The organism is Kosakonia sp. BYX6 (assembly GCF_038449125.1).
GTDB classification, from domain to species: Bacteria; Pseudomonadota; Gammaproteobacteria; order Enterobacterales; family Enterobacteriaceae; genus Kosakonia; species Kosakonia calanthes.
Map to the genome: position 1 here is coordinate 4,532,502 of NZ_CP151800.1, position 23,415 is coordinate 4,555,916.

Here is a 23,415-nt window from a genome sequence, read left to right on the forward strand (position 1 = left end):
GTTCAGAGAGCGACTATCCTGGCACTTTTCCCGCAGGCTGACTACTCTTCTTCACCATCGGCATGGGCGCGGATCAGCGCCATAAATTTCTGGCCGAAACGCTCGAGTTTGCGCGTTCCCACGCCGTTTACGCTGAGCATTTCACCCGGCGACAGCGGCATCTGTTCCGCCATCTCAATCAGCGTCGCATCGTTAAACACCACATAAGGCGGGATATTCTCTTCGTCGGCAATCGCTTTGCGCAGCTTACGCAGCTTGGCGAACAGTTTGCGATCGTAATTGCCGACCGCCGCTTTCTGCATCACTTTCGATTTCAGCGCCACCATACGCGGCACGGCGAGCATCAGCGGCACTTCACCGCGCAGCACCGGACGCGCCGCGGCGGTCAGTTGCAGTGCGGAATGTTGAGCGATGTTTTGCGTGGCAAAGCCTAAGTGGATCAACTGGCGGATCACACTCACCCAATGTTCATGGCTGTGATCGCGCCCGATCCCATACACCGGCAGTTTGTCGTGGCCCATTTCGCGGATGCGTTGATTATTCGCCCCGCGCAGCACTTCCACCACATACCCCATGCCGAAGCGCTGGTTGACGCGATAAATCGCCGACAGCGCTTTTTGCGCGTCCTGTAAGCCGTCGTACTGACGCGGCGGATCGAGGCAGATATCGCAGTTGCCGCACGACTCCTGGCGTCCTTCGCCAAAATAGTTCAGCAGCACTAAGCGGCGGCAGGTTTGTGCTTCGGCAAACGCGCCCATCGCATTGAGTTTATGGCGCTCAATATCCTGTAGCGGCCCGGCTGCCTTCTCTTCCAGGCAGCGGCGCAGCCACGCCATATCCGCCGGATCGTAAAACAGCATCGCTTCTGCGGGTAGGCCATCACGCCCGGCGCGGCCGGTTTCCTGATAATAAGATTCGATATTGCGGGGAATGTCGAAATGCACGACAAAGCGCACGTTGGGCTTGTTGATGCCCATGCCGAACGCGACCGTCGCCACCACGATTTGCAGATCGTCGCGCTGGAACTGCTCCTGCACGCGCGCCCGGACGTCATTTTCCAGCCCGGCGTGATACGCCGCCGCGCTAAAACCACGGCTTTGCAGACGCGCGGCGGTGTCTTCCACTTTCGCGCGACTGTTACAGTAAACAATGCCGCATTTGCCGCGCTGCTCCTGCACATAGCGCAGCAACTGATCGAGCGGCTTAAATTTTTCCATCAGCATGTAGCGGATGTTCGGGCGATCGAAACTGCTGACCTGAATCAGCGGATCGTTTAACCCCAGCAGGCGTTCAATGTCGCGGCGCGTGGTGTCATCGGCCGTCGCAGTCAGCGCCATAAACGGCACCGCAGGCAACATTTGGCGTAGCTGGCCAAGCGCGGCGTATTCCGGGCGGAAATCGTGTCCCCATTGGGAAATACAGTGTGCTTCGTCCACGGCGAGAAGCACCGGGTTCCACTGGCGAAGCTGGTCGAGGAAGTTATCGAGCATCAAGCGCTCGGGGGCGATATAGAGCAGGCGAATTTGCCCGTTGCGACAGCCGTTAACCACGTCAAACTGCTGTTCACGGCTTTGCGTGGAGTTCAGGCAGGCTGCGGCAACGCCGTTGGCGAGCAATTGGTCGACTTGATCTTTCATCAACGAGATCAGCGGTGATACCACCACCGTCAGGCCATCTAAAACCAGCGCCGGAATTTGATAACACAGCGATTTGCCGCCGCCGGTCGGCATCACCACCAGGCAGTCGCGACCACCGAGCACAGTGTCGATGATATCTTCTTGGCCCGGGCGGAACTGCTGGTAGCCAAAGGTTTCTTGCAAAACCTGTTTAGCCAGCGATTCCTGATTCAATACTTCCGCCTGTGCCACAATGACCCCATTTGCCTGAAATAAAAACAGGCGCTATTTTCAGCGCCTGCGCCAGAAACTGCAATGCTTTAAAACAGATCGTTGAGCATCACGCCCACACCGACACGCGTTTGATTGTAATTGTAGTCAATCAGCGATTCGCCATAGCCGCTGTAAACCTGGGTATAGAGACGAACGTGTTTGCTGACCGGGTAGCTTAGGCCAATTTCCGCGCCGCCGTAACCGGTATTCCAGTTGTACTGGCCTTTGGCGCTGAGGATCGCTTCGCCAATCTGGTAACCGATTTTCAGTTGGTAATAACCCATATATTTGGTGATGTCCGGGTTGTCATCGGTTGAGCCCACCACATACCACGGTTTCACTTCCACCAGCCAGTTGCCGTTTTGCGCCATCAAACGCGTGTAAACGCGGTTCCAACTGCGTGACGTCGGATCGGAGCGGCCATTTGAATCGTGGTTGTAACCAAACTCCACATCGCGCAGCGTCCAGCCGGCAAATTCATAATCCGTGGCGAAACCGAGGAACAACTGTGGTTCGTAGTTGGTTTCGCGGAAGGGGGAAGACTCGCCGCTGTTGGAGAGTTGCCACCAGGATTTTTGTGTATAGGACGCGCCGAGCACCGAGTTCGGCCCAATAATGCCGCGCCAGAACGGGAACGCCAGGCTGAGCTGGAACTTCACTTCATCTTTACGCGCGTTATCAGACCAGTTGTAAGAACGGATCGCTTCTTTGTTCAGGTCGCTGGTATCGGTATAGATAAGGTAATTGGATTCATACGGATAGAGCGTGAATGGATTGTCGTGTTCCTGCAATAAGTTGGCGATGATGCTGCCGCGTACGGCGGGCGCATCGTGCACTTCTTTTATTGTCGCTTCTTGTGCGTGTGCCACAAACGGCAGTGCAAGCACTGCGAAAAACCAACCCAGATAGGTCCGCATCGGTTTAATGCTCCCGAATTATTGTTGAAGTGAAGTATTTCCCCGCAGGTATTCTACATATTTATTGAGTAACTGCTCATGAATCGGTGCTTAAAGTAGCAATCAACAAACAAAGAGCATAAAATCAACATTCTGTTAACTCATCGGATCAGATCGTTATGTCAGCCGTTCTCACAGCGGATCAAGCCCTGCAATTGGTGGGCGAGATTTTTGTCTATCACATGCCCTTTAACCGTGCGTTAGGCCTTGAGCTGGAGCGTTATGAAAAAGAGTACGCTCAGTTGAATTTCAATAACCAGCCGATGATGGTCGGTAACTGGGCGCAAAGTATTTTACACGGCGGTGTGATCGCCTCCGCGCTGGATGTCGCCGCCGGTTTAGTCTGTGTTGGCAGCACCTTAACCCGCCATGAAACCATCAGTGAAGACGAGCTGCGCCAGCGTTTATCGCGCATGGGCACCATTGATTTGCGCGTCGATTATCTGCGCCCTGGGCGCGGAACGCGCTTTACCGCCAGCAGCAGTTTGCTGCGCGCAGGCAATAAAGTCGCCGTCGCCCGCGTCGAGTTGCATAACGAAGAAAAAATGCACATCGCCAGCGCGACTGCCACCTATATGGTGGGGTGAGCCAGTCTGCAAAATCAGGTAACATGCGTTAACTTTTTAGCAACGAGTTTTCCTGATGGATCCTAAACAAACGCGGCTTGGCGTGTTACTCGCTCTGGCCGCTTATTTCATTTGGGGCGTCGCCCCGGCTTATTTCAAAGTTATCTGGTATGTTCCCGCCAACGAAATTCTGACCCATCGCATTATCTGGTCGTTCTTCTTTATGCTGGCGCTCATCAGTGTGAGCCGCCAGTGGCGAAGCGTGAAAACGCTGCTGCAAACACCGAAGAAGATTTTCCTACTGGCGCTAAGCGCGGTGCTGATTGGCGGCAACTGGCTGCTGTTTATCTGGGCGGTAAACCATAACCATATGCTGGAAGCCAGCCTCGGTTACTTTATTAACCCGCTGGTGAATATTCTGCTGGGCATGCTGTTTTTGGGTGAGCGTTTTCGCCGTATGCAGTGGCTGGCAGTGTTGCTTGCCGCGATCGGTGTGCTGGTGCAGTTGTGGACGTTTGGCTCGCTACCGATCATCGCGCTTGGCCTCGCTTTTAGCTTTGCGTTCTACGGCTTAATACGCAAAAAGATTGCCGTCGACGCGCAAACCGGCATGTTGGTGGAAACCTTATGGTTGCTGCCGGTGGCGGCGATTTGGTTATTCGGCATTACCGACAGCCCGACCAGCCATATGGGGCAAAACAGTTTGTCGCTGAACCTGCTGCTGATGGCCGCTGGCGTCATTACGACCATTCCACTACTGTGTTTTACCGGTGCGGCGACGCGCCTTCGCCTGTCGACGCTGGGTTTCTTTCAGTACATTGGCCCAACGCTGATGTTCCTGCTGGCCGTGGTCTTTTACGGTGAGCATCCTGGCCCGGATAAGATGGTGACCTTTGGCTTTATCTGGGCGGCGCTGGCGATTTTTGTTATGGATGCGATTTATACCCAGCGCGGTTTACGTAAAAGCCGCTAATTTCCCTTACGCATCGCATTAAACGGGCGGGATTCTCCGCCCGTTACCTACAAATATTCGGGGTTAATGGCTCGTCGCGTCGCATATTCATTCACTGAATGGTATGTTTTCCGTTCCGTAATTTGCACTATTCAGGATGAATTCGTGATGATTGGCAGGATTTTTTTGCCTTCCGGCTTTGCGTGCCTCACACGTGGGCCGTATATCCTTGCGTATGTGCTTCTGCATGTAATCTATTTTGCTGTCGCATTTAATGTGGATGAATTTCTCGTCCCGCTTGTGCTGTGCATGCTGCTTTATACGTATCTGAAAGTGAATATTAATGCGCAACGTGGCAGAGATAGCGGATTAAAGGCTCGCTATGTCGTTATTTTGTCGGTGTTAATTTACCTGGGATGCGCCGTGATGGGCTTCTTTTTCGGGGACGACTGCGCCAGCCTCGCTGTTCGCATTAATATCGGTTTCGATCTGCTGGTCTTTTTTATGTTTCTTCTCGCGCCCACACAGTTAAAAACAACAAACTAACCCGCTATGCAGGATTCAAATTTTAAGGAGAGAAAAATGAGCGTTAACAACGAATACGACTATCAGAATGACAATGCATTGAGCGAAAAATGGAAGTTTCGTTTTGCCTTTTTTGAGAAAAATGGCTTGCCGAACTTCTGGGGTCCAACCCCTGCCTGGAAGGCGGCATTCAAAGAAATGACTTTTGGTCAGAAAGTGAAAGTCTCTTTTAACTTCTTCGCTTACTTTTTCTCTTTCATTTATCTGCTGATCATCGGCTTGTGGAAAAAAGCGGTATTAGTGCTTCTGCTTAACCTGGTGGTTATTTTCATCATCGCCGTTTCCGACCTGAACTTCCTCGGCTATGTGGTGAATCTCTTCACCGCCATGCGGGCAAACATATGGTTTTACGAGTACAAGGTGAAAGGCAAACAAGACTGGAGCCTGTAGGTTCAGCGTTTATGCCGGGTGGCGGCTATGCCTTACCCGGCCTACAAGATCGGCAATATCAACACGTTGCGAACCTTTCTGTAGGCCTGATAAGCGAAGCGCCATCAGGCAGCAGGTTTGCCATGGGCTTTAAGGTTCAGCGTGATGCTGAACCTTTTTTATTACAGCCAGTTACGGCGTTTGAAGTAGAGGTATGGCGCAAGGCCGGCGAGGATCATAAAGACAATCGCGCCAGGATAACCGAAGCTCCAGTGCAGCTCGGGCATAAACTCGAAGTTCATCCCGTAGCTGGAGGCCACCAATGTTGGCGGCAGGAACACCACAGACACCACCGAGAAGATCTTGATAATGCGGTTCTGCTCGATGTTGATGAAACCCATGGCCGCCTGCATCAGGAAGTTCACTTTCTGGAACAGGGATTCGTTGTGCGGCAGCAGGGATTCGATATCGCGCAGGATCTCACGCGCTTGCTCCAGTTGACCGGACGGTAAACGCGCCTTGCGCACCAGGAAGTTCAGCGCGCGCTGGGTATCCATCAGACACAAACGCACCTTCCAGCCGATATCTTCCTGCTCCGCCAGCGTCGAGAGCGCGTCGTCATACTCATCGCCCTGCTGGCCTTCCATAATGACGCGGCTCAGTTTTTCCAGATCGCTGTAGATGTTTTCGATTTCATCCGCCAGTTGTTCGATTTTGGTTTCGAACAAATCCAGCAGCAGTTCGTAGGCGTTGCCATCGACCATTTCCTGGCTGCGGGCACGCATGCGGTAAAGGCGAAACGCAGGCAGCTCGCGTTCACGCAGGGTGAACAAGCGGCCTTCGCGGATGGTGAATGCAACGGTTGAGTTGCCTGCATGATCTTCCGCGTCCTCATAAAAGAAGAAGGAGTGGATGTGCAGGCCGTCTTCGTCTTCAAAAAAACGCGCCGACGCTTCGATGTCTTCCAGTTCAGGTCGGGTTGCCAGGTTCTGGCCCAATTCCGTTTGCACGCGGGAACGTTCTTCGTCGTCCGGCTCGACCAAATCAACCCAAACAGAGCTGGCGAGGTGTTTGATTTCGTCAGCCTCAAGGCGGGTTAAACGATTGTTTTCCAGTTGAAATGCGCTCAGCATGGCCGGGACTCCCAATGCAAAAAATATCGGACAGTTCGCAGGGCACACAAGAAACAAATTGGGTTTCAGACCATTAAACAGTCTGACTCAGCGCGACGGGGATAAAGCGGGTCGCTGACAACCTCTAAGGCCATCAGCATGAGGAGATAGCCTTAGGAGTTGTTCCTGAAATCCAGGAAATTGAGCCAGCATCTACTGGGTGTGTCCAAGGCGAATGTCCTCTTAGCGTGATCGTGCGCGCATGTTACGCCAGCACTCATGAGGCGTCAACTCGCAACGAAACGCTAAAGAGCAATATTTGCCCTTAAGCGTATAAGGCTAGCAGAACATTACAAAATAATGATATTTTTCTGAAAGTTAGACTGTTTCAAGCTTCGCATAAGCGGCCACCAGCCATTTGATACCCTGCCCCTGGAACGCCACTTGTAAGCGGCTATGCTCGCCGCTTCCTTCCATATTCACCACCGTGCCTTCGCCGAATTTCGCATGGCGCACACGCTGGCCGAGCTTATAACCGGTATCGTTCGCCACCACCGGCGTTCCCATCCGCTGATGGCTGACCGGGCGGCTGACGCTGGCGCGTAAACGCACCTCTTCCACACACGCTTCCGGCAATTCGCCGATAAAGCGCGACGGACGGTGATAAACCTCTTTGCCGTACAGACGGCGTGTTTCCGCGTAGGTTAAGGTCAGTTTTTGCATCGCACGTGTCACGCCAACATACGCCAGACGGCGTTCTTCTTCGAGGCGACCGCCTTCGTCCAGCGACATCTGGCTCGGGAACATGCCCTCTTCCACGCCAACAATAAACACCTGCGGGAATTCGAGGCCTTTTGCCGAGTGCAGCGTCATTAATTGCACCGCATCCTGCCAGGTGTCCGCCTGCCCCTCGCCCGCTTCCAGCGCAGCGTGAGAGAGAAACGCCTGTAACGGCATTAAATCTTCATCTTCTTCGTTGTAGCTGAACTGGCGCGTCGCGGTCACCAGTTCCTCTAAGTTCTCGATTCGCGTCTGACCTTTTTCGCCCTTCTCCTGCTCGTACATCATGCGCAAGCCGGAATCGCTGATGACACGGTCGGTTTGCACGTGCAACGGCATATCGGCTGTCTCTTGCGCCAGCGCGTCAATCAATTCAAGGAAACGTTGCAGCGCACTGGCTGCGCGACCTGCCAGCGCTTTTTCTTGCAGCAATTCACGCGTGGCCTGCCAGAGAGTTAACTGTCGTTCGCGGGAAGCCTGGCGCACCACATCCAATGTGCGATCGCCAATGCCGCGCGTCGGCGTGTTCACCACGCGCTCATAAGCGGCATCGTCATTGCGGTTGGCAATCAGGCGCAGGTAAGCGAGTGCATCTTTGATTTCCTGACGTTCGAAGAAACGCATGCCGCCATAAATGCGGTACGGCATGCTGGCCTGCAATAACGCCTCTTCCAGCACACGCGATTGGGCGTTGCTGCGATAAAGAATGGCGCACTGCGTCAGTTGCCCGCCGTTGTCCTGCCAGGCTTTAATGCGGTTGACCACAAAGCGCGCTTCATCCAACTCGTTAAAGGCGCAGTAAAGGGAGATCGGTTCGCCATCAACACCTTCGGTCCACAGCTTTTTACCCAAACGCCCGTTGTTGTTCTCAATCAGGGCGTTCGCGGCGCTCAGAATATTGCTGGTGGAGCGGTAGTTTTGCTCCAGGCGGATGGTTTCGGCGCCGGGGAAATCCTTGAGAAAGCGTTGGATGTTTTCCACCTGCGCACCGCGCCAGCCGTAAATCGACTGATCATCGTCGCCGACGATCATCACTTTGCCGGTATCGCCCGCCAGCAGGCGGATCCACGCGTATTGAATGTTGTTAGTATCCTGGAATTCGTCCACCAGGATATTGGTAAAACGTTCCCGATAGTGCTGCAAAATATGCGGCTTGTTCAGCCACAACTCATGCGCGCGCAGCAGCAGCTCGGCGAAGTCCACCAGCCCTGCGCGATCGCACGCTTCCTGGTAAGCCTGGTAGACTTTCTGCCAGGTTTGCTCCACCGGGTTGCCGAAGCTTTGAATATGATGCGGGCGAATGCCTTCATCTTTTTGGCCGTTGATGTACCACATCGCCTGGCGCGGCGGCCACTGCTTCTCGTCGAGGTTCATCGCCTTGATCAGACGTTTCAACAAGCGCAGTTGATCTTCGCTATCGAGGATCTGGAAATCTTGCGGCAGGTTGGCGTCCATATGGTGAGCGCGCAGCAGGCGGTGCGCCAGCCCGTGGAAAGTGCCGACCCACATGCCGCCCTGGGTGGTGCCCATTAACTGGCCGATGCGGTGGCGCATTTCCGCCGCCGCTTTGTTGGTAAAGGTGACCGCCATAATGGAGTATGGCGAGCAGTTTTCGACGGTCATCAGCCATGCGATACGGTGCACCAGCACGCGCGTCTTGCCGCTTCCCGCTCCCGCCAGCACCAGCATATTGCTGCGTGTCGCCGCTACGGCGTCGCGCTGTTTGTCATTGAGGCTGTCGAGCAGATAAGAAACGTCCATAGGTACCGTCGCGTTGTAATCAGGAAAAGAACGAAACGCCCAGTGGCGCTTCGCTTACCGGGGCTACGTCACCGTAGGGCGGAAAAGCGCAGCGCCATCCGCCAAAACCCTGGTATTTTATACAGAACAATTGGTGATTATATCAGCGTCGTGAGGGATGCCAACCGCGAAATTTCGATATGCGGTAACAAGCGGCTGTCGCTGGCTTGCAGCAAATCCGCGCCTTCGGGTTTGATCCAACAGGCCTGCATGCCGCAGCGGATCGCCCCGGCCACATCGGTCGTCAGATCGTCGCCCACATGCAGAATATCGCCAGGGGCGACATCCAGACGCTCAGCGGCCAGGTGATACATATCGTGGAACGGTTTTGAGCGCCCGTCCGGCCCGGCGCGCAGCACAAATTTGAAGTATTCGCCGAGGCCAAACAGCTCCGGCTGTGCATTGCCGTTGGTGATCGCCACCAGCGGCCATTTTTCAGCCAGCTTTGCCAGCGTGTCATGGGTTTCTTCCGGCACATCAATGCGGCTACGCCATTTGGCAAAGTTAGCCATTGAGGCTTCCGCGCCCGCCGCGGCTTCTTCTTCCGTCAGCCCGGCGTCCAGCATCGCGCGTTCTACCGCGCGCCGCCGCCACTCCGTCACATCGTGATAGATATCAGGTTCGGTTTCGCGCAGCGACTGGCGAAGGCGCTGAAATTCGGTGTTTTCGAAGCCATTGAGCGCCGGATGGTAACGTCGCACAAACGCCAGCGCTTCTTGCTCTGTACGCTGGATCACCAGCCGGTTGTCATAAAGAGTGTCGTCCAGGTCGAAGGTGATCGCAGAGATCTGACCTAATGGGCGGTAAAAACGCATTATTTCCCCCGTTTAGCGCGCGGATGCGCCGCATCGTATACCGAAGCAAGGTGTTGAAAATCAAGGTGGGTATAGATTTGTGTGGTGGACAAATTGGCGTGCCCGAGCAGCTCCTGCACGCCGCGCAGATCGCCGCTCGATTCGAGCATATGTGTGGCAAATGAGTGGCGCAGTTTATGGGGATGCACGTGGCTGTTCAGCCCCTGTTTGATTCCCCATTCGGCGAAACGTTTTTGCACGTTGCGCGCCGAAATACGCTTGCCCATTTTCGACAAGAATAGCGCGTCTTCTTCAGCGCCAAACAGCGCGCGCAGATCCAACCAGTGTTCAATCCAGGTCACGGCGCTGCGGCCAATCGGCAAACGGCGCTCTTTGCTGCCTTTGCCCAGCACCCACACTTCGCCGCTTTCCAAATCCAGATGTTTGATATCCAGATTCACCAGTTCAGACAGACGCAGGCCTGCACCGTACATCACTTCGAGCATTGCCCGGTCACGCACCGCCAGCGGATCGTTGATATCAATATCCAGCAGCCGGTTAACATCATCGACGTCGATATTTTTTGGCAGATGGCGCGGCGCTTTCGGCGCGGAAATACCTTTGGCCGGGTTCGCGGACAACTCGTCCTGGCTCACCATCCAGTCAAAGAAACTGCGCAACGCCGAAAGGCGCAACGCGAGACTTGCCGCGCCGAGGCCTTTACGCCGGCTGCGCGTTGCAATTGATCGCACCATCGCAGCATCACATTGTTGCCAGCTTTTTAAACCGATCTCGTCGACCAAAGCAATGATGGCATCAAGCTGACGCTGATAATTAAGCAGAGTGATGGGGCTGAGCTGGCGTTCAGCGCTCAGGTAGCGCAGAAACCGGGTGACGGGCAGTGAAAGCGGAGAGCCGGTCATACGCGTTCGATCCAGCGCTGTAGCAGATCCGGTAACATCTGCGCGATCTCCTCCAGCAACTGCGTGCCCTGGCCTTGCTGATAATGGTGCACATCGCGGCTGCTGAACAGTACGACACCCAGAGAGCCATCCGGTCCCATCAACGACATCGCCACCGAGCCGATCGCTTTCGCTTCGGGCAACAACAGCAACAGTTCCGGCCCGTTTAACGATCCGAGATAGTGGTGTTGGTGGCCCAAACGCTGGATGCGCAGCGGTTCAAATGCCTGGCGAGACAGCGCGAGATGGGTATAGCTTGATGGCGCGCCAAGACGCCAGCGGTCAGGAAACAGGCGGATGGTCGCGCCTGCCAGCCCCAAATCACGCGCCCAGCGATGGAAGCGGTTAAGCATCTCATCCAAGCTTGTGGCCGAGGCCAGCCGCCCCTGCAAACGCAGCAAGCGATAAAACAGGCCTTCATTGGCGCTTGCCTGTTCCACCAGCATCGTCATGTTCTCTTCCAGCACATTAATATGATTGCGCGAGCGCGCCATGTGCCATTCCACCAGAGAAACTGTGTCGCGCACCGCGTGCGGCACGCGCATCTGTTCCACCAGCCGCGAGTTGCGGATAAAGAAATCAGGATTGCGCAGTAAATACTCCACAACGGCCTGATCTTCCAGTTCCGTCAGCGTGTCCTGTAGTTCTTCCCCTGGTTGCTTCATAGATGAATAAACCCGTCGTAGACATGTGCCGCCGGGCCAGTCATAAACAACGGTTGGCCCGGTCCTTTCCATGCGATATCAAGTCGACCGCCTGGTAACTCCACACGAACGCTTTCTGCCAGTAAACCTTGCTGAATACCAATGGCGACCGCAGCGCAGGCACCGCTCCCGCAGGCCTGGGTTTCACCGGCGCCACGCTCGTAGACGCGCAGGCGAATATGATCCGGTTGCACGACCTGCATAAAGCCGATATTGGCGCGTTCGGGAAAACGTTCATGGCTTTCCATCACCGGCCCTAGCGTTTCCACTGGCGCGGTATCCACGTCATCGACCTGAATCACACAGTGAGGGTTGCCCATCGATACGACGCCACACAACACGGTTTGTTCCGCCACGCGCATAATATAGGTCTTTTCGGCTTTGTTGGCGCGAAACGGCACGTGCGACGGTTCGAAGTTGGGCTCGCCCATGTTAACGCGCACCAGTTCGTCTTCCGTTACGCTCAATACCATACGACCGTTCGCCGTACTGACGCGAATGTCACGTTTATTGGTTAAGCCTTTCAGACGGACGAAACGCGCGAAACAGCGCGCGCCGTTGCCGCACTGCGACACTTCGCTGCCATCGGCATTAAAAATACGGTAGTGAAAATCAAGCTCGGGATCGTACGGAGGTTCAACCACCAACAGTTGATCAAACCCAACGCCAAGATGGCGATCCGCCAGGCGGCGGATCAGCTCCGGGGAGAAAAAGACATTCTGCGTCACCGCGTCGACGACCATAAAATCGTTGCCCAGGCCATGCATTTTTGAGAACTGCATCATCTACTCCATTTACGCGGATACAGAACAGTGGCGTCAGTAATTCACTTGCGTCGGCGAGCCGCTATCGCCCCGATCGTTGCTGTCCGGGGTGGTCGTCTCGATGGTATTTTCCGGGTTTTTGGTCGGCGGTGGCGCGGTTTTATCTGCCGGAGGGAAGTAAAGCGGCCCTTTCAGACCACAACCCGTTAAGCTGAACAGAGTCAGCAATACGGCCAGCGTGCGAAACACATCTTTCATTATCGTTGCCTGTAAGTTCGTTCTTTTCTGCGCTCTATCATCGCAGGAGAAGACACAAAAGCAAGACTTTGCGCGTTTAGGGCAACGGGAAATGTTTCGCGTTATACTGCTGCCATCATAAAAAACGGGAATGCAGAATGAACGACAGTGAATTTCATCGCCTCGCCGACGGCCTGTGGCTCACCATTGAAGAACGCCTGGATGACTGGGACGGCGATAGCGATATCGACTGCGAAATCAATGGTGGCGTGTTAACCATTAGCTTTGAAAACGGCAGCAAAATCATCATTAATCGCCAGGAGCCACTACACCAGGTGTGGCTGGCGACCAAACAAGGTGGATACCATTTTAATCTGAAAGGTGACGAATGGGTTTGCGACCGCAGCGGCGAAACCTTCTGGGATCTGCTGGAACAGGCGGCAAGCCAACAAGCGGGTGAAACGGTGAGTTTCCGCTAATCTCTGTTGCCCGGGCAACCGGGCACATTTTAAGAGAAGTACTGCTGTAAGAGCGGCGCGTCACTGTCTTGATTGGCCGGTGTCGCGGTGCTGATCGCCTGATTGCGGAACGGGATCACCTGCGCGCGTCCTTCGACATTCACAATCTGGTAGAACTGCGGCAAGTTGAAGTTGATAAAGCTTGAGCCGTAGGTGAAACGGTCATGGGATGACGAGAAGAAGCGGCTAACATCCCGCACCAGCTCCTCTTTGCTGCCTTCGCAGTGGTGATAGACTTCCGCGCGATTGCTCTCATCCAGAATATAGATGTTGAAGCCCTCTTCGCCGGTCTCCTCAAAGAAGAACTGAATAATCCCTTCGCTGGCGAAACCGTCGACCACCGCCGGTAATTTAACGTGATTGGTTTCAACCTGCACTGAAAGCCCGTGCAGCTTGTTGTGCGAAATCGCGCCGTAGAACTCGATGGCGTTTTCCAGCTTCTGCACCGACACATTCAGCCGCTCGAAGAACAGCCCCCAGGTCTGGCCGGCGACACGCAGCGCTTTGAAACGCCCGGTTTCCTGCCGCGTACTGGAAAGCCGCAACTCAACGCATTCGGAAACCAACTGCTGCACGCGCGTGCGGATAAGACCGCGCAAATGCTGACTGTAACAGAACACTTCTACGCTATCCGGCGGCGAGGCGTCCTGATGCATTTTGCCAAGAATGGTTTTCAGCGCTTCAATCATCGCCTGCTCGCCGTTGAAATGCAGGGTACGCACCTCATTCCACGAGTTGCGATACAGCAGATCGACGCTGCCCACCAGGCAGTTTTGCTGCTCGCCAAAGCTGAACACATCAAGCTTACGGAAATCAAAATGCACCACCTGGTTACGGAACGCCGCAGTCGGGTCGTATTCCAGGTTCACAATGATCGCCAGATGGCGAATTTCACATGGGCTGTAGAGCGCTTTCGGCGTCGGCGCGGGCAAACGCAGCGGGAAGTGGTGCGAAACATCGGCGACCATTTCCTGCAACTTAGGCAAATCGACAATGCCGTTGCCCTTGATAAACAGATGCGTACGCGACGTCAGCAGGCCATTAAACCACGCCCAGGCCACCAGCTTATTCAGATAGCGGTTATATTCGAGCGGCTGATGGCTGACGATGGAATCCATGTTCGGCGCGCGGTTGTACAAGTACCAACCTGTGCGGTTGGCACGGCCCGGCGGCACATGAATAAAGGTTAAATTCGGTTCGGAGAGATCCGGCGAAATCTGCGGGTTCACCAGCGTGACTTTGCCCGGCAGCGCTTCAAACGCCGCGTACAGTTTACGGGTTAACACACCGATATCCTGCGGGCTGGCGGAAACGCTCAGATTATTACGGCGGGCAAAGCGGATCAGGTTGCGGTAGCTCTGCATCATGGCATCAAGCAATTCGTTGTGCGCTTCGCGCACCTGATCGATTTTCCAGTTCGCGCGGTTATCCAGCATCGCTACGCGCGCATCTTCCCAACCCCACTCTTTCACCAATTGCGTGATCACTTCACGACGCCAGCCAACGCAGGCGCGCTCGCGGCTCAGTTTCTCGCACACTTTCAGGTAGAAACAGCGGCGCACCAGATCAAGACGCGTGGTGTCTTCAATGGCCGTCAGGTAGTGGGTTACGCGTTCCAGCATCATGCAGTAGTGATCAAGACCGAAAGAGACGATCTCGCCATCATGCAGGCGCTGTTTGATATCTTTTGCCAGCAGGTGTGTATTGGGATATTCCCAGGAATAGGCTTCGAGCAGCAGGGTTTTCAACACCGCTTTGTACGGCGAGTCGATACTTTTATAGAGCTGCCACAGGCTAGCGCCGAAATACTCTTCGGCAGAAAGTGAGCTTAAACCGCCCAGATCTAGCCATTCGTTAGGTGTCAGCACGCCCTGTGCGTAGAGCGTCATTACATAATCGTCATAATGCTCTTCTTCATCACACGGCACCATATTCCACAGAATACGTTTACCGGCCAGGCACACGGCGGTGCGGTAAAATTCGTCGAGCAACAAGATATGCTGCGTCGAACCGCAGTCTTCGCCGCCAAGACTGCCGCTTTCGTTATGACGGAAACGGTTCTCATCAATCAGGAAGAAGCTGACTTCCACGCCCAGTGACGCCGCCCAGCTTTCCAGCAGGCTGCACTTACGCTGTAACAGTTGGCGCTCTTCATTATCGAGCCAGGATTGATGGCAGACCCAGATGTCCAGGTCAGAGGAACAGCTTTGCCCAACCGAAGAGGTGCTGCCCATGGAGTAAACGCCTGTTATCGGCAGTTCGCCTTTTGGCGACTCCTGCGCAGACATGCCACGGTGCAATTCGAGTTCGTTCAGGTAGTGAAGTTGGTTTTCATCAGGCGTGTAAAGGCAAATGCCCTGGGGAACGTTACCTTCGAGGTAACCCGGCATCAGCGGATGATGATAGTGCAGTAATGTCGGCAGCAGACTGTATACCTGCTGAAAAGCAGGGCCCATGGCAGCAAGCGCGCGATCCACACGCAGTTGATTGATGGCATCCAGTCGCTGTTTTAGCGTCTCAATATAGAGGTACAAGACATATCGCCTGATGTTCATACACGTTTTTCAAGCCGATGTTTTGTAGGCTGCAGCTTGAATAATGTTGTGTATACAGAGAATCCAAAAGTAGCCGTTGCCAATTTTTCGACTTTATCGTTATGGGAGTACAGACGAAAAAATGGTCTAAAACGTGATCAATTTAACACCTTGCTCATTGACCGTAAAGAAAGATGCGCTACAAACCAGTGTAGCATTAAATGCTCTGTGTAAATTCCGAATTACAGCCCGCGCTACGCTTGTTCGGCGGGGATGTCACGCCCTCGTCCCGGCAATCCACCGCGAACACTGACACCCCTTTGCAACAATGTTAGGATGAGCGGCGGACGATAACGACGGTACCAAGCATGTTAGACAATGTTTTAAGAATTGCCACACGACAAAGCCCTCTTGCGCTTTGGCAAGCACATTACGTAAAAGAACGCCTCGAAGCGAGCCATCCGGGGCTGACCGTTGAACTGGTGCCGATGGTTACCCGGGGAGACGTGATCCTCGATACCCCGTTGGCGAAAGTCGGCGGCAAGGGCCTGTTTGTAAAAGAACTTGAGCTGGCACTGCTTGAGAACCGCGCCGATATCGCCGTGCACTCCATGAAAGATGTGCCGGTCGATTTCCCTGAAGGGCTTGGCCTGGTCACTATTTGCGAACGCGACGATCCGCGCGATGCGTTTGTGTCGAACCGCTACACTTCGCTGGATGAACTGCCTGTCGGCAGCATCGTTGGCACGTCCAGTTTACGCCGCCAATGTCAGTTGGCAGAACTGCGCCCGGACCTGGTGATCCGTTCCCTGCGCGGGAATGTCGGCACCCGGCTGAGTAAACTGGATAACGGTGAATACGACGCCATTATTCTTGCTGTCGCGGGACTCAACCGCCTGGGGCTAAATGATCGCGTGCGTCTGGCGCTGCCGCCTGAAATTTCCCTGCCAGCAGTAGGCCAGGGTGCGGTTGGCGTGGAATGTCGCCTCGATGATGCACGAACTCGCGCACTGTTACAGCCCCTGAATCATGATGACACCGCTGTTCGCGTGAAAGCTGAACGCGCGATGAATACTCGCCTTGAAGGCGGTTGTCAGGTACCTATTGGCAGTTATGCTGAACTGATTGATGGCGAAATCTGGCTGCGCGGGTTAGTGGGTTCACCCGATGGATCCACAATGGTGCGCGGCGAGCGTCGCGGCCGCCTGGCCGATGCCGAACAACTTGGCGTTTCACTGGCCGAAGAGTTACTGGATAACGGCGCGCGCGCTATCTTGGCCGATGTTTATAACGGAGATGCCCCTGCATGAGTATCCTTGTCACCCGCCCGTCTCCCGCTGGGGAAGAGTTAGTGAGCCGTCTGCGCACACTGGGGCTGGTGGCCTGGAGCTTTCCGTTGATCGAATTCACGCCGGGCCGTGAGCTACCTTCCCTGCCCGGTCGGCTTGCCGCTTTAGGCGCGGACGATATGATTTTTGTCCTGTCGCAGCATGCGGTGAACTTCGCCCATGCGCATCTACAGCAGGCTGGCCTGCGTTTTCCTACCGAACCCCACTATTTCGCCATCGGGCGCAGCACTGCGCTGGCGTTACATACCGTCAGTGGCATCGACGTGCGCTATCCGCATGACCGGGAAACCAGTGAAGTGTTGCTACAATTACCTGAATTGCAAGGTGTTCAGGGCAAGCATGCGCTAATCTTACGGGGTAACGGCGGTCGCGAATTGTTGGCGGAAACGCTGGCCGAGCGCGGTGTAAATGTTGAATTTTGTGAATGTTATCAACGCAGTGCGAAATTTTATGACGGTGCAGAAGAAGCGATGCGCTGGCATACCCGTGGTGTGACGACGCTTGTGGTCACCAGCGGCGAAATGATGCAGCAACTGTTTTCACTTATTCCTCCCTGGTATCGGGAGAACTGGTTACTTCGCTGCCGCCTGATTGTGGTAAGCGAACGTCTGGCGCACCTCGCCCGGGAACTGGGCTGGCAGGATATTCTGGTCGCTGACAATGCCGACAACGATGCGCTGCTTCGCGCATTACAATAACTCTCATAATGGGAAGCCATAATGACGGAACACGAAAACTCCTCCGCCGTGGTTGAAGAAACCAAAGCAGCAGACGGCGCAACGCCGCCGCCGAAAAAAGCAGAGAAGAACACACGCGCTAACAGGACCAGCCTTGCGCTAAGCGCGATTGCCATCGCCATTGCGCTGGCATCGGGCGCTGGGCTTTATGGCTGGGTGAAGCAGCAAACCGCAACCTTGCACACCAATAATGGCGAAATCGCCAATCAGGTCATCGCGCTACAGCAGGCGCAGGATAAACAGCGCGGCGAGCTGGAAGGCATCATCAAACAGCAGGCCACTGAACTTGAGATGGCAAAGCGCCAGAACGATACACTGGCGAAACAGTTAGATGAAGTGCAGCAAAAAGTCGCGACAATTTCCGGTTCCGATGCCAAAACCTGGCAGCTGGCGCAGGCGGATTTCCTGGTGAAACTGGCCGGTCGTAAGTTGTGGAGCGATCAGGATGTAACGACCGCCGCGGCTTTATTGAAAAGCGCAGACGCCAGTCTGGCGGATATGAATGACCCAAGCCTGATTACCGCGCGTCGTGCCATTACCGATGATATCGCCAGCCTTTCTGCGGTCTCGCAAGTGGATTACGACGGCGCGATCCTTAAGTTGAACCAGCTTTCTAACCAGATCGATAACCTGCGGCTGGCCGATAATAATGATGACGATTCGCCGATGGATGCCGACAGCGGCGAGCTGTCCAGTTCCGTCAGCGAATGGCGCGTGAACCTGCAAAAAAGCTGGCAGAACTTTATGGACAGCTTTATTACCATTCGCCGCCGTGATGAAACCGCCGTGCCGCTGTTAGCGCCCAATCAGGACATTTACCTGCGCGAAAATATTCGTTCGCGCCTGCTGGTTGCTGCGCAGGCGGTTCCTCGTCATCAGGAAGAGACCTACAAACAGGCGCTGGACAATGTTTCCACTTGGGTACGGGCTTACTACGACACCGATGACGCCGCGACCAAAGCCTTCCTCGAAGAAGTGGATAAGCTGAGCCAGCAGACCATCGCAATGGATTTGCCGGATTCGCTGCAAAGCCAGCCGATTCTGGAAAAACTGATGCAGACCCGCGTGCGTAACCTGCTCGCGCAGCCTGCGGTGACGTCTGAACAGGCGCCGACCGCCGATGATGCAGCGCAGGGAGAATAAGCATGTTGAAAGTATTATTACTCTTCGCACTGTTGATCGCCGGGATTGTGCTCGGCCCGATGCTCGCCGGGCATCAGGGTTATGTATTGATCCAGACGGATAATTACAACATTGAAACCAGCGTTACCGGCCTTGTGATCATTCTGGTGCTGGCGCTGGTGGTGATGTTTGCCCTTGAATGGCTGCTGCGTCGTATTTTTCGCACCGGTGCACACACCCGCGGTTGGTTTGTTGGCCGCAAACGTCGTCGCGCACGTAAACAAACAGAACAGGCGTTGCTGAAGCTGGCGGAAGGCGATTATCAGCAGGTTGAGAAGTTGATGTCGAAAAACGCCGATCACGCTGAACAACCGGTGGTGAATTATTTGCTGGCAGCGGAAGCGGCCCAGCAGCGCGGGGATGAAATTCGCGCGAACCAGCATTTGCAGCGCGCTGCTGAGCTGGCTGAGCACGATCAGATTCCGGTTGAAATAACCCGCGTTCGTCTGCAGCTGGCGCGCAATGAAAACCATGCTGCGCGCCACGGCGTGGATAAATTGCTGGAGATCACGCCGCGTCATCCGGAAGTGTTGCGCCTGGCGGAACAGGCCTACATTCGTACCGGCGCGTGGACATCGCTGCTGGATATCATCCCGTCGATGGTAAAAGCCGATGTCGGTGACGATGAGCATCGCGATGTGCTGCAACAGCAAGCATGGATTGGCATCATGGATCAGGTGCGCGCCGATCAGGGCAGTGAAGGCCTGAAAAGCTGGTGGAAAAATCAGGGCCGCAAAACGCGCCAGCAAGTGGTGTTGCAGGTGGCAATGGCTGAGCATTTGATTGAGTGCGACGATCACGACACCGCGCAGGAGATCATCCTCGACGGCCTGAAACGTCAGTATGACGATCGCCTGGTGCTCATGATCCCGCGCCTGAAGAACAATAATCCGGAGCAGATTGAAAAAGTGCTGCGCCAGCAGATCAAAACGCAGGGCGATCGCCCGTTGTTATGGAGCACACTCGGCCAGTCACTGATGAAGCATGGGGAGTGGCAAGAAGCGACAGTGGCGTTTCGCGCCGCGCTGAAACAGCGTCCTGACGCGTTTGATTACGCATGGCTCGCCGATTGCCTCGATCGTTTGCACCAGCCTGAAGAAGCCGCAACGATGCGTCGTGATGGCTTACTGTTAACCCTGCAAAACAACCCTTCCTGACATAAAAAAACGCCAGTCAGCTTAAACTGACTGGCGTTAAAACAGGTCTTTTGACAACTAAATGGGTGCTTCACTCAACGTTATGCCCATGGTGTTTGATGAGGCCGAAGCGACATCTCTCTTTGGACGATAAGCACCGTAAACGGCTCTGCATCATTCCTGAGTTTATGAGGCCAGAAGGCGAACATAAGAGATGGAATGAGCATCTACGCCTGTATTATTGCACATAGCGTGCCAACGCTCCACGGACAAACGGTACATCGCGCAATCTTTTAAAATTTCAGTAGATTCAGGCTTTCTGGCGTCTTTTTCCTTCCAATGCATGCCTGTAAGCATCCTTTATTGTCGCCACAAAACGACACCTGTTATGACTATTGTGTAAGGTGAGTTAAATCATCAGGTTAGATGTCGTTAATAAGCGACAAAAGAAGCGTTGGTTGTCGTTGATGGGCAACAAAGGGCAAAAGGGAAGATTTCAGGAAAGCAGAAAACAAAAAACCCCGCTTACGCGGGGTTCAAAATTGGTCGGCGAGAGAGGATTCGAACCTCCGACCCACTGGTCCCAAACCAGTTGCGCTACCAAGCTGCGCTACTCGCCGTTTTTACTGCTTTTTGACTTTTTTGTTCAATCTAAGTTGTGGTGCGAGGGGGGGGACTTGAACCCCCACGTCCGTAAGGACACTAACACCTGAAGCTAGCGCGTCTACCAATTCCGCCACCTTCGCATTCCACGAAACTTTTACTACTAAATAATGGGGTGGCTAATGGGACTCGAACCCACGACAACTGGAATCACAATCCAGGGCTCTACCAACTGAGCTATAGCCACCACTGTAAATCTGTTCACGCGGTATCGTCATAATTCACGAACCACCGCAGCTCAAGCGCCGGGTTTAAATGGCGCGCCCGACAGGATTCGAACCTGAGACCTCTGCCTCCGGAGGGCAGCGCTCTATCCAGCTGAGCTACGGGCGCGTAGCGCCGTTGCGGGGGTGGATAGTACGGACTTCGGGCGCGGCTGTCTAGTGCTTTTTTGAAGAAAATGCGCGTTTGGTTATGCTTTGCGCATTTTGCCTCTTATTCACCCACCCGATGCGTAACCGCATGTCGATTGAGGCCAAACACCTTATAAATTACCGTTACCGCAGCAAGGAAGATAACACCTACAAACAGCGACATACGCGTATCTTCGTTGAAGCCCATACCAATCAGCACGCACACCAGGAACGCCATCGTGAGCCAGTTCGCCCACGGGAACAGCATCGATTTGAATGGATGGCTGGCCATCGCTGCTTTATGCGCTTGGCGAAAACGGATCTGGCTAATCAGGATCACGAACCACGGCACCATGCCCGGCAATACGCTGGCGCTATAAACATAGACAAACACACGTTGCGGGTTAGGAATAATGTAGTTCAGGCAAGAGCCCACCAGCAGAATAATGATAGAAATCGTCACGCCCATCGCCGGAACGCCGCTTTTGGACACTTTCGCCACCGCAGCCGGCAGCTGGCGGTTCTTCGCCAGCGCATAAAGCATACGGCCACAGCTATACATTCCGCTGTTACAACCCGACAGCGCCGCCGTCAGCACAACAAAGTTGATAATGCCAGCCGCTGCGGTAATGCCAATCTTCGCAAAGGTCAGCACAAACGGGCTGCCGTTGGTGCCAATTTGGTTCCACGGGAAGATAGTGACGATAACGAAAATCGCGCCCACATAGAAAATCAGGATACGCCACAGCACTTTGCTGACCGCGCTACGCAGGGTGACCTGCGGATTTTTCGCTTCACCGGCAGTAATACCGATCAGCTCAACACCCTGATAAGAAGCAACAACAATACAGAGCGCAGTTAAGAAACCTTTCCATCCACCAGCAAAGAAACCGCCATGTTCAGTCAGGTTGCTAAAGCCAATCGAGTGGCCGCCGTTGCCGAAACCAAAGAAGATCACGCCAAGGCCCACCACAATCATCACAATAATGGTGGTGACTTTGATCATCGCAAACCAGAACTCAATCTCGCCATACAGACGCACCGCCGCCAGGTTAGCCAGCGCCACCAGCCCAACAGCAATAAGCGCGGGTATCCACTGGGCGAGATCCGGAAACCAGAATTGGACGTAAACGCCAATCGCGGTGATTTCCGAAATCCCTACCGCCATCCACATAAACCAGTAAGACCAGGCCGTGAGATAACCAAAGAACGGGCTCATATAACGGTGTGCGTAAACGGCGAACGAACCGGCGACCGGCTCAAGGAACAGCATTTCGCCCATCGAACGCATAATAAAGAAGACGAAGAGACCGGCAATGATGTATGCCAGCAGTACCGACGGGCCTGCCCACTTTAACGTACTGGCAGCCCCCATAAACAGACCAACACCGATAGTGCCGCCCAGGGCTATTAATTCAATATGACGAGACTCCAGACCACGCTGAAGTTCTGGTTTATTTTCGGCCATAAATCCTCTGTTGTGTTTGCTTCTTTCTTTGCCCGCTTTGCGGGTTATTGTTATGAGTTTTTCCTCAGCTCATAACAGGCCATGCTGCACCGACCCGGAAATGGTTGGCGCAAAAACACCACGGCGTTGCAATGAGTGAGCGAATGGTTTCTTAAAATGAGGGAAATGGCAAACGATGTATAAAAAAAATCGGCATGATGCACAATAAAACATCAAGAGGAGAGAAAAAGGCAGCGCATTGCGCCGCCGAGGATATTCAAAGCTTTCCGCTGTAGTGCCAACGCAAATAACGGAGCAGGCGCAACTGGCGTTTCAGGCGAGTCGGCTGCGACAGCAGGCGATATAACCACTCCAGCCCCAGCCGTTGCCACATTTTCGGCGCGCGTTTTACATGGCCAGTAAAGACGTCGTAAGTGCCCCCGACGCCCATATACAGCGCGTCAGGGTAAACAGTACGGCAGTCGCGCATAAAGATTTCCTGGCGCGGTGACCCCATCGCCACGGTAATGATTTTTGCGCCACTATCGCGAATTGCTGCAAACACGGCTTGCTGCTGATCCGGGCGGAAGTAACCATCCTGGCGACCAACAATATTAACCTGCCATTGCGCGCGCAATTTCTGCTCGGTTTGCGCCAGCACGTCAGGCTTGCCGCCAACAAGAAATACCGGCGTAGCGGTTTCCCCTGCCCGCGCCATCAACTCTTCCCATAAATCCGCACCGGCAACGCGCGAAACCTGCGCCTGGGGGAACTTTTTACGCAAGGAGCGAACCACACTGATACCGTCGGCATATTTAAATTCCGCCGCGTCAATCAGCGCGCGAACTTGCGCGTTATCTTCCAGCGTCAGCATTTTTTCGGCGTTGATCGCCACCAACGTGCCCTGCTTGATCTCACCTTCCGCATACAGATAATCCAGCGCGTGTTGCATATCGCGCCAGCCGATCAGCTTCAGGCCGCGCAAGTCATACAGCGGAGCTGCGGTCTTTTCCGTCATGTTTAATC

General features: G+C 54.4%; 22 protein-coding genes and 4 tRNA genes. 9 read left to right on the top strand and 17 right to left on the bottom strand.

All coding sequences use genetic code 11. The features are described from left to right. Positions 1–41 precede the first annotated feature (41 nt). Both recQ and pldA read right to left on the bottom strand, forming a co-directional pair. Positions 42–1,868: an ATP-dependent DNA helicase RecQ gene (recQ, locus tag AAEY27_RS21185; protein WP_342322734.1), complete on the bottom strand. Its 1,827-nt coding sequence runs from the start codon at positions 1,866–1,868 to the stop codon at positions 42–44. A gap of 68 nt (positions 1,869–1,936) precedes the next feature. After that, positions 1,937–2,806 carry a phospholipase A gene (gene pldA / locus AAEY27_RS21190; protein ID WP_342322735.1) on the bottom strand — a complete coding sequence of 290 codons (870 nt, stop codon included), beginning with the start codon at positions 2,804–2,806 and terminating at the stop codon, positions 1,937–1,939. Positions 2,807–2,964: 158 nt separating this feature from the next. Here pldA and yigI point away from each other — a divergent pair, with 158 nt between their 5' ends. The 4 genes from yigI to AAEY27_RS21210 all read left to right on the top strand — a co-directional run bounded on the left by yigI (position 2,965) and on the right by AAEY27_RS21210 (position 5,338). Then, positions 2,965–3,432, top strand: a complete 468-nt coding sequence (yigI, locus tag AAEY27_RS21195; RefSeq protein ID WP_342322736.1) for an acyl-CoA thioesterase YigI — start codon at positions 2,965–2,967, stop codon at positions 3,430–3,432. 55 nt (positions 3,433–3,487) lie between these two features. Then, complete coding sequence (gene rarD, locus AAEY27_RS21200; RefSeq protein ID WP_342322737.1) at positions 3,488–4,384, top strand: EamA family transporter RarD; 897 nt, start codon at positions 3,488–3,490, stop codon at positions 4,382–4,384. Between the two features lie 147 nt (positions 4,385–4,531). Then, the gene (locus tag AAEY27_RS21205) at positions 4,532–4,909 is read left to right on the top strand and encodes a hypothetical protein (protein ID WP_342325667.1); all 378 of its coding nucleotides are present in this window, start codon (positions 4,532–4,534) and stop codon (positions 4,907–4,909) included. 36 nt (positions 4,910–4,945) lie between these two features. Further along, on the top strand, positions 4,946–5,338 hold the full coding sequence (locus tag AAEY27_RS21210) for a DUF2628 domain-containing protein (RefSeq protein WP_342322738.1): 393 nt from the start codon (positions 4,946–4,948) through the stop codon (positions 5,336–5,338). 161 nt (positions 5,339–5,499) lie between these two features. Here the strand turns inward: AAEY27_RS21210 and corA are convergent, their stop codons facing one another. From corA to lptM, 8 genes are all read right to left on the bottom strand, one after another. Further along, positions 5,500–6,450 (bottom strand): magnesium/cobalt transporter CorA, encoded by a 951-nt coding sequence (gene corA / locus AAEY27_RS21215; RefSeq protein ID WP_342322739.1) that lies wholly within the window; start codon positions 6,448–6,450, stop codon positions 5,500–5,502. A 152-nt stretch (positions 6,451–6,602) separates the two neighbouring features. Continuing rightward, positions 6,603–6,710, bottom strand: coding sequence for a YsgD/CorL family protein (ysgD, locus tag AAEY27_RS22475; RefSeq protein ID WP_425294645.1), 108 nt, complete (start codon positions 6,708–6,710; stop codon positions 6,603–6,605). A 97-nt stretch (positions 6,711–6,807) separates the two neighbouring features. After that, entirely contained in the window at positions 6,808–8,970 is a 2,163-nt protein-coding gene (gene uvrD, locus AAEY27_RS21220; protein ID WP_342322740.1) for a DNA helicase II, read from the bottom strand. A gap of 137 nt (positions 8,971–9,107) precedes the next feature. Continuing rightward, a complete protein-coding gene (gene yigB, locus AAEY27_RS21225; protein ID WP_342322741.1) occupies positions 9,108–9,824 on the bottom strand; it encodes a 5-amino-6-(5-phospho-D-ribitylamino)uracil phosphatase YigB in 717 nt (238 codons plus the stop codon). Then, positions 9,824–10,726: a tyrosine recombinase XerC gene (xerC, locus tag AAEY27_RS21230; protein ID WP_342322742.1), complete on the bottom strand. Its 903-nt coding sequence runs from the start codon at positions 10,724–10,726 to the stop codon at positions 9,824–9,826. The genes yigB and xerC overlap by 1 nt, the downstream gene beginning before the upstream one ends. Next, the gene (locus AAEY27_RS21235; RefSeq protein WP_342322743.1) at positions 10,723–11,430 is read right to left on the bottom strand and encodes a DUF484 domain-containing protein; all 708 of its coding nucleotides are present in this window, start codon (positions 11,428–11,430) and stop codon (positions 10,723–10,725) included. The genes xerC and AAEY27_RS21235 overlap by 4 nt, the downstream gene beginning before the upstream one ends. Then, positions 11,427–12,251 (bottom strand): diaminopimelate epimerase, encoded by an 825-nt coding sequence (dapF, locus tag AAEY27_RS21240; RefSeq protein ID WP_342322744.1) that lies wholly within the window; start codon positions 12,249–12,251, stop codon positions 11,427–11,429. Before dapF ends, AAEY27_RS21235 begins: the two co-directional genes overlap by 4 nt. 36 nt (positions 12,252–12,287) lie before the next feature. Continuing rightward, complete coding sequence (gene lptM / locus AAEY27_RS21245) at positions 12,288–12,491, bottom strand: LPS translocon maturation chaperone LptM (protein ID WP_342322745.1); 204 nt, start codon at positions 12,489–12,491, stop codon at positions 12,288–12,290. A 137-nt stretch (positions 12,492–12,628) separates the two neighbouring features. Between lptM and cyaY the strand changes: the two genes are divergently transcribed. Then, the gene (gene cyaY / locus AAEY27_RS21250) at positions 12,629–12,949 is read left to right on the top strand and encodes an iron donor protein CyaY (RefSeq protein WP_342322746.1); all 321 of its coding nucleotides are present in this window, start codon (positions 12,629–12,631) and stop codon (positions 12,947–12,949) included. A 29-nt stretch (positions 12,950–12,978) separates the two neighbouring features. Here cyaY and cyaA read toward each other — a convergent pair whose 3' ends face one another. Further along, on the bottom strand, positions 12,979–15,522 hold the full coding sequence (cyaA, locus tag AAEY27_RS21255) for a class I adenylate cyclase (protein WP_342322747.1): 2,544 nt from the start codon (positions 15,520–15,522) through the stop codon (positions 12,979–12,981). Positions 15,523–15,890: 368 nt separating this feature from the next. Here cyaA and hemC point away from each other — a divergent pair, with 368 nt between their 5' ends. Genes hemC through hemY form a run of 4 tightly spaced genes read left to right on the top strand, consistent with a single transcriptional unit; the run spans position 15,891 to position 19,947 of the window. Continuing rightward, positions 15,891–16,832: a hydroxymethylbilane synthase gene (gene hemC, locus AAEY27_RS21260; RefSeq protein ID WP_342322748.1), complete on the top strand. Its 942-nt coding sequence runs from the start codon at positions 15,891–15,893 to the stop codon at positions 16,830–16,832. Beyond that, entirely contained in the window at positions 16,829–17,569 is a 741-nt protein-coding gene (hemD, locus tag AAEY27_RS21265; protein ID WP_342322749.1) for a uroporphyrinogen-III synthase, read from the top strand. Before hemC ends, hemD begins: the two co-directional genes overlap by 4 nt. A 21-nt stretch (positions 17,570–17,590) precedes the next feature. Next, positions 17,591–18,751, top strand: a complete 1,161-nt coding sequence (hemX, locus tag AAEY27_RS21270; RefSeq protein ID WP_342322750.1) for a uroporphyrinogen-III C-methyltransferase — start codon at positions 17,591–17,593, stop codon at positions 18,749–18,751. 2 nt (positions 18,752–18,753) lie between these two features. Next, positions 18,754–19,947, top strand: a complete 1,194-nt coding sequence (gene hemY / locus AAEY27_RS21275) for a protoheme IX biogenesis protein HemY (RefSeq protein WP_342322751.1) — start codon at positions 18,754–18,756, stop codon at positions 19,945–19,947. Between the two features lie 522 nt (positions 19,948–20,469). Here hemY and AAEY27_RS21280 read toward each other — a convergent pair. From AAEY27_RS21280 to wecG, 6 genes are all read right to left on the bottom strand, one after another. Continuing rightward, a tRNA-Pro gene (locus AAEY27_RS21280) sits at positions 20,470–20,546 on the bottom strand. A gap of 39 nt (positions 20,547–20,585) precedes the next feature. Next, positions 20,586–20,672 (bottom strand) — tRNA-Leu (locus AAEY27_RS21285). A gap of 28 nt (positions 20,673–20,700) precedes the next feature. Beyond that, a tRNA-His gene (locus tag AAEY27_RS21290) sits at positions 20,701–20,776 on the bottom strand. Positions 20,777–20,845: 69 nt separating this feature from the next. Next, positions 20,846–20,922, bottom strand: a tRNA-Arg gene (locus AAEY27_RS21295). Between the two features lie 102 nt (positions 20,923–21,024). Then, complete coding sequence (thrP, locus tag AAEY27_RS21300; protein ID WP_342322752.1) at positions 21,025–22,410, bottom strand: bifunctional threonine/serine APC transporter ThrP; 1,386 nt, start codon at positions 22,408–22,410, stop codon at positions 21,025–21,027. Between the two features lie 256 nt (positions 22,411–22,666). Next, positions 22,667–23,407, bottom strand: a complete 741-nt coding sequence (wecG, locus tag AAEY27_RS21305) for a lipopolysaccharide N-acetylmannosaminouronosyltransferase (protein WP_342322753.1) — start codon at positions 23,405–23,407, stop codon at positions 22,667–22,669. Positions 23,408–23,415: the final 8 nt, after the last annotated feature.

Excerpts from the sequence above, each read along its gene's own strand:
- pldA (WP_342322735.1), bottom strand. The coding sequence starts at position 2,806 with ATGCGGACCTATCTGGGTTGGTTTTTCGCAGTGCTTGCACTGCCGTTT.
- yigI (WP_342322736.1), top strand. The coding sequence starts at position 2,965 with ATGTCAGCCGTTCTCACAGCGGATCAAGCCCTGCAATTGGTGGGCGAG.
- rarD (WP_342322737.1), top strand. The coding sequence starts at position 3,488 with ATGGATCCTAAACAAACGCGGCTTGGCGTGTTACTCGCTCTGGCCGCT.
- AAEY27_RS21205 (WP_342325667.1), top strand. The coding sequence starts at position 4,532 with ATGATTGGCAGGATTTTTTTGCCTTCCGGCTTTGCGTGCCTCACACGT.
- AAEY27_RS21210 (WP_342322738.1), top strand. The coding sequence starts at position 4,946 with ATGAGCGTTAACAACGAATACGACTATCAGAATGACAATGCATTGAGC.
- corA (WP_342322739.1), bottom strand. The coding sequence starts at position 6,450 with ATGCTGAGCGCATTTCAACTGGAAAACAATCGTTTAACCCGCCTTGAG.
- ysgD (WP_425294645.1), bottom strand. The coding sequence starts at position 6,710 with ATGAGTGCTGGCGTAACATGCGCGCACGATCACGCTAAGAGGACATTC.
- uvrD (WP_342322740.1), bottom strand. The coding sequence starts at position 8,970 with ATGGACGTTTCTTATCTGCTCGACAGCCTCAATGACAAACAGCGCGAC.
- yigB (WP_342322741.1), bottom strand. The coding sequence starts at position 9,824 with ATGCGTTTTTACCGCCCATTAGGTCAGATCTCTGCGATCACCTTCGAC.
- xerC (WP_342322742.1), bottom strand. The coding sequence starts at position 10,726 with ATGACCGGCTCTCCGCTTTCACTGCCCGTCACCCGGTTTCTGCGCTAC.
- AAEY27_RS21235 (WP_342322743.1), bottom strand. The coding sequence starts at position 11,430 with ATGAAGCAACCAGGGGAAGAACTACAGGACACGCTGACGGAACTGGAA.
- dapF (WP_342322744.1), bottom strand. The coding sequence starts at position 12,251 with ATGCAGTTCTCAAAAATGCATGGCCTGGGCAACGATTTTATGGTCGTC.
- lptM (WP_342322745.1), bottom strand. The coding sequence starts at position 12,491 with ATGAAAGATGTGTTTCGCACGCTGGCCGTATTGCTGACTCTGTTCAGC.
- cyaY (WP_342322746.1), top strand. The coding sequence starts at position 12,629 with ATGAACGACAGTGAATTTCATCGCCTCGCCGACGGCCTGTGGCTCACC.
- hemC (WP_342322748.1), top strand. The coding sequence starts at position 15,891 with ATGTTAGACAATGTTTTAAGAATTGCCACACGACAAAGCCCTCTTGCG.
- hemD (WP_342322749.1), top strand. The coding sequence starts at position 16,829 with ATGAGTATCCTTGTCACCCGCCCGTCTCCCGCTGGGGAAGAGTTAGTG.
- hemX (WP_342322750.1), top strand. The coding sequence starts at position 17,591 with ATGACGGAACACGAAAACTCCTCCGCCGTGGTTGAAGAAACCAAAGCA.
- hemY (WP_342322751.1), top strand. The coding sequence starts at position 18,754 with ATGTTGAAAGTATTATTACTCTTCGCACTGTTGATCGCCGGGATTGTG.
- thrP (WP_342322752.1), bottom strand. The coding sequence starts at position 22,410 with ATGGCCGAAAATAAACCAGAACTTCAGCGTGGTCTGGAGTCTCGTCAT.
- wecG (WP_342322753.1), bottom strand. The coding sequence starts at position 23,407 with ATGACGGAAAAGACCGCAGCTCCGCTGTATGACTTGCGCGGCCTGAAG.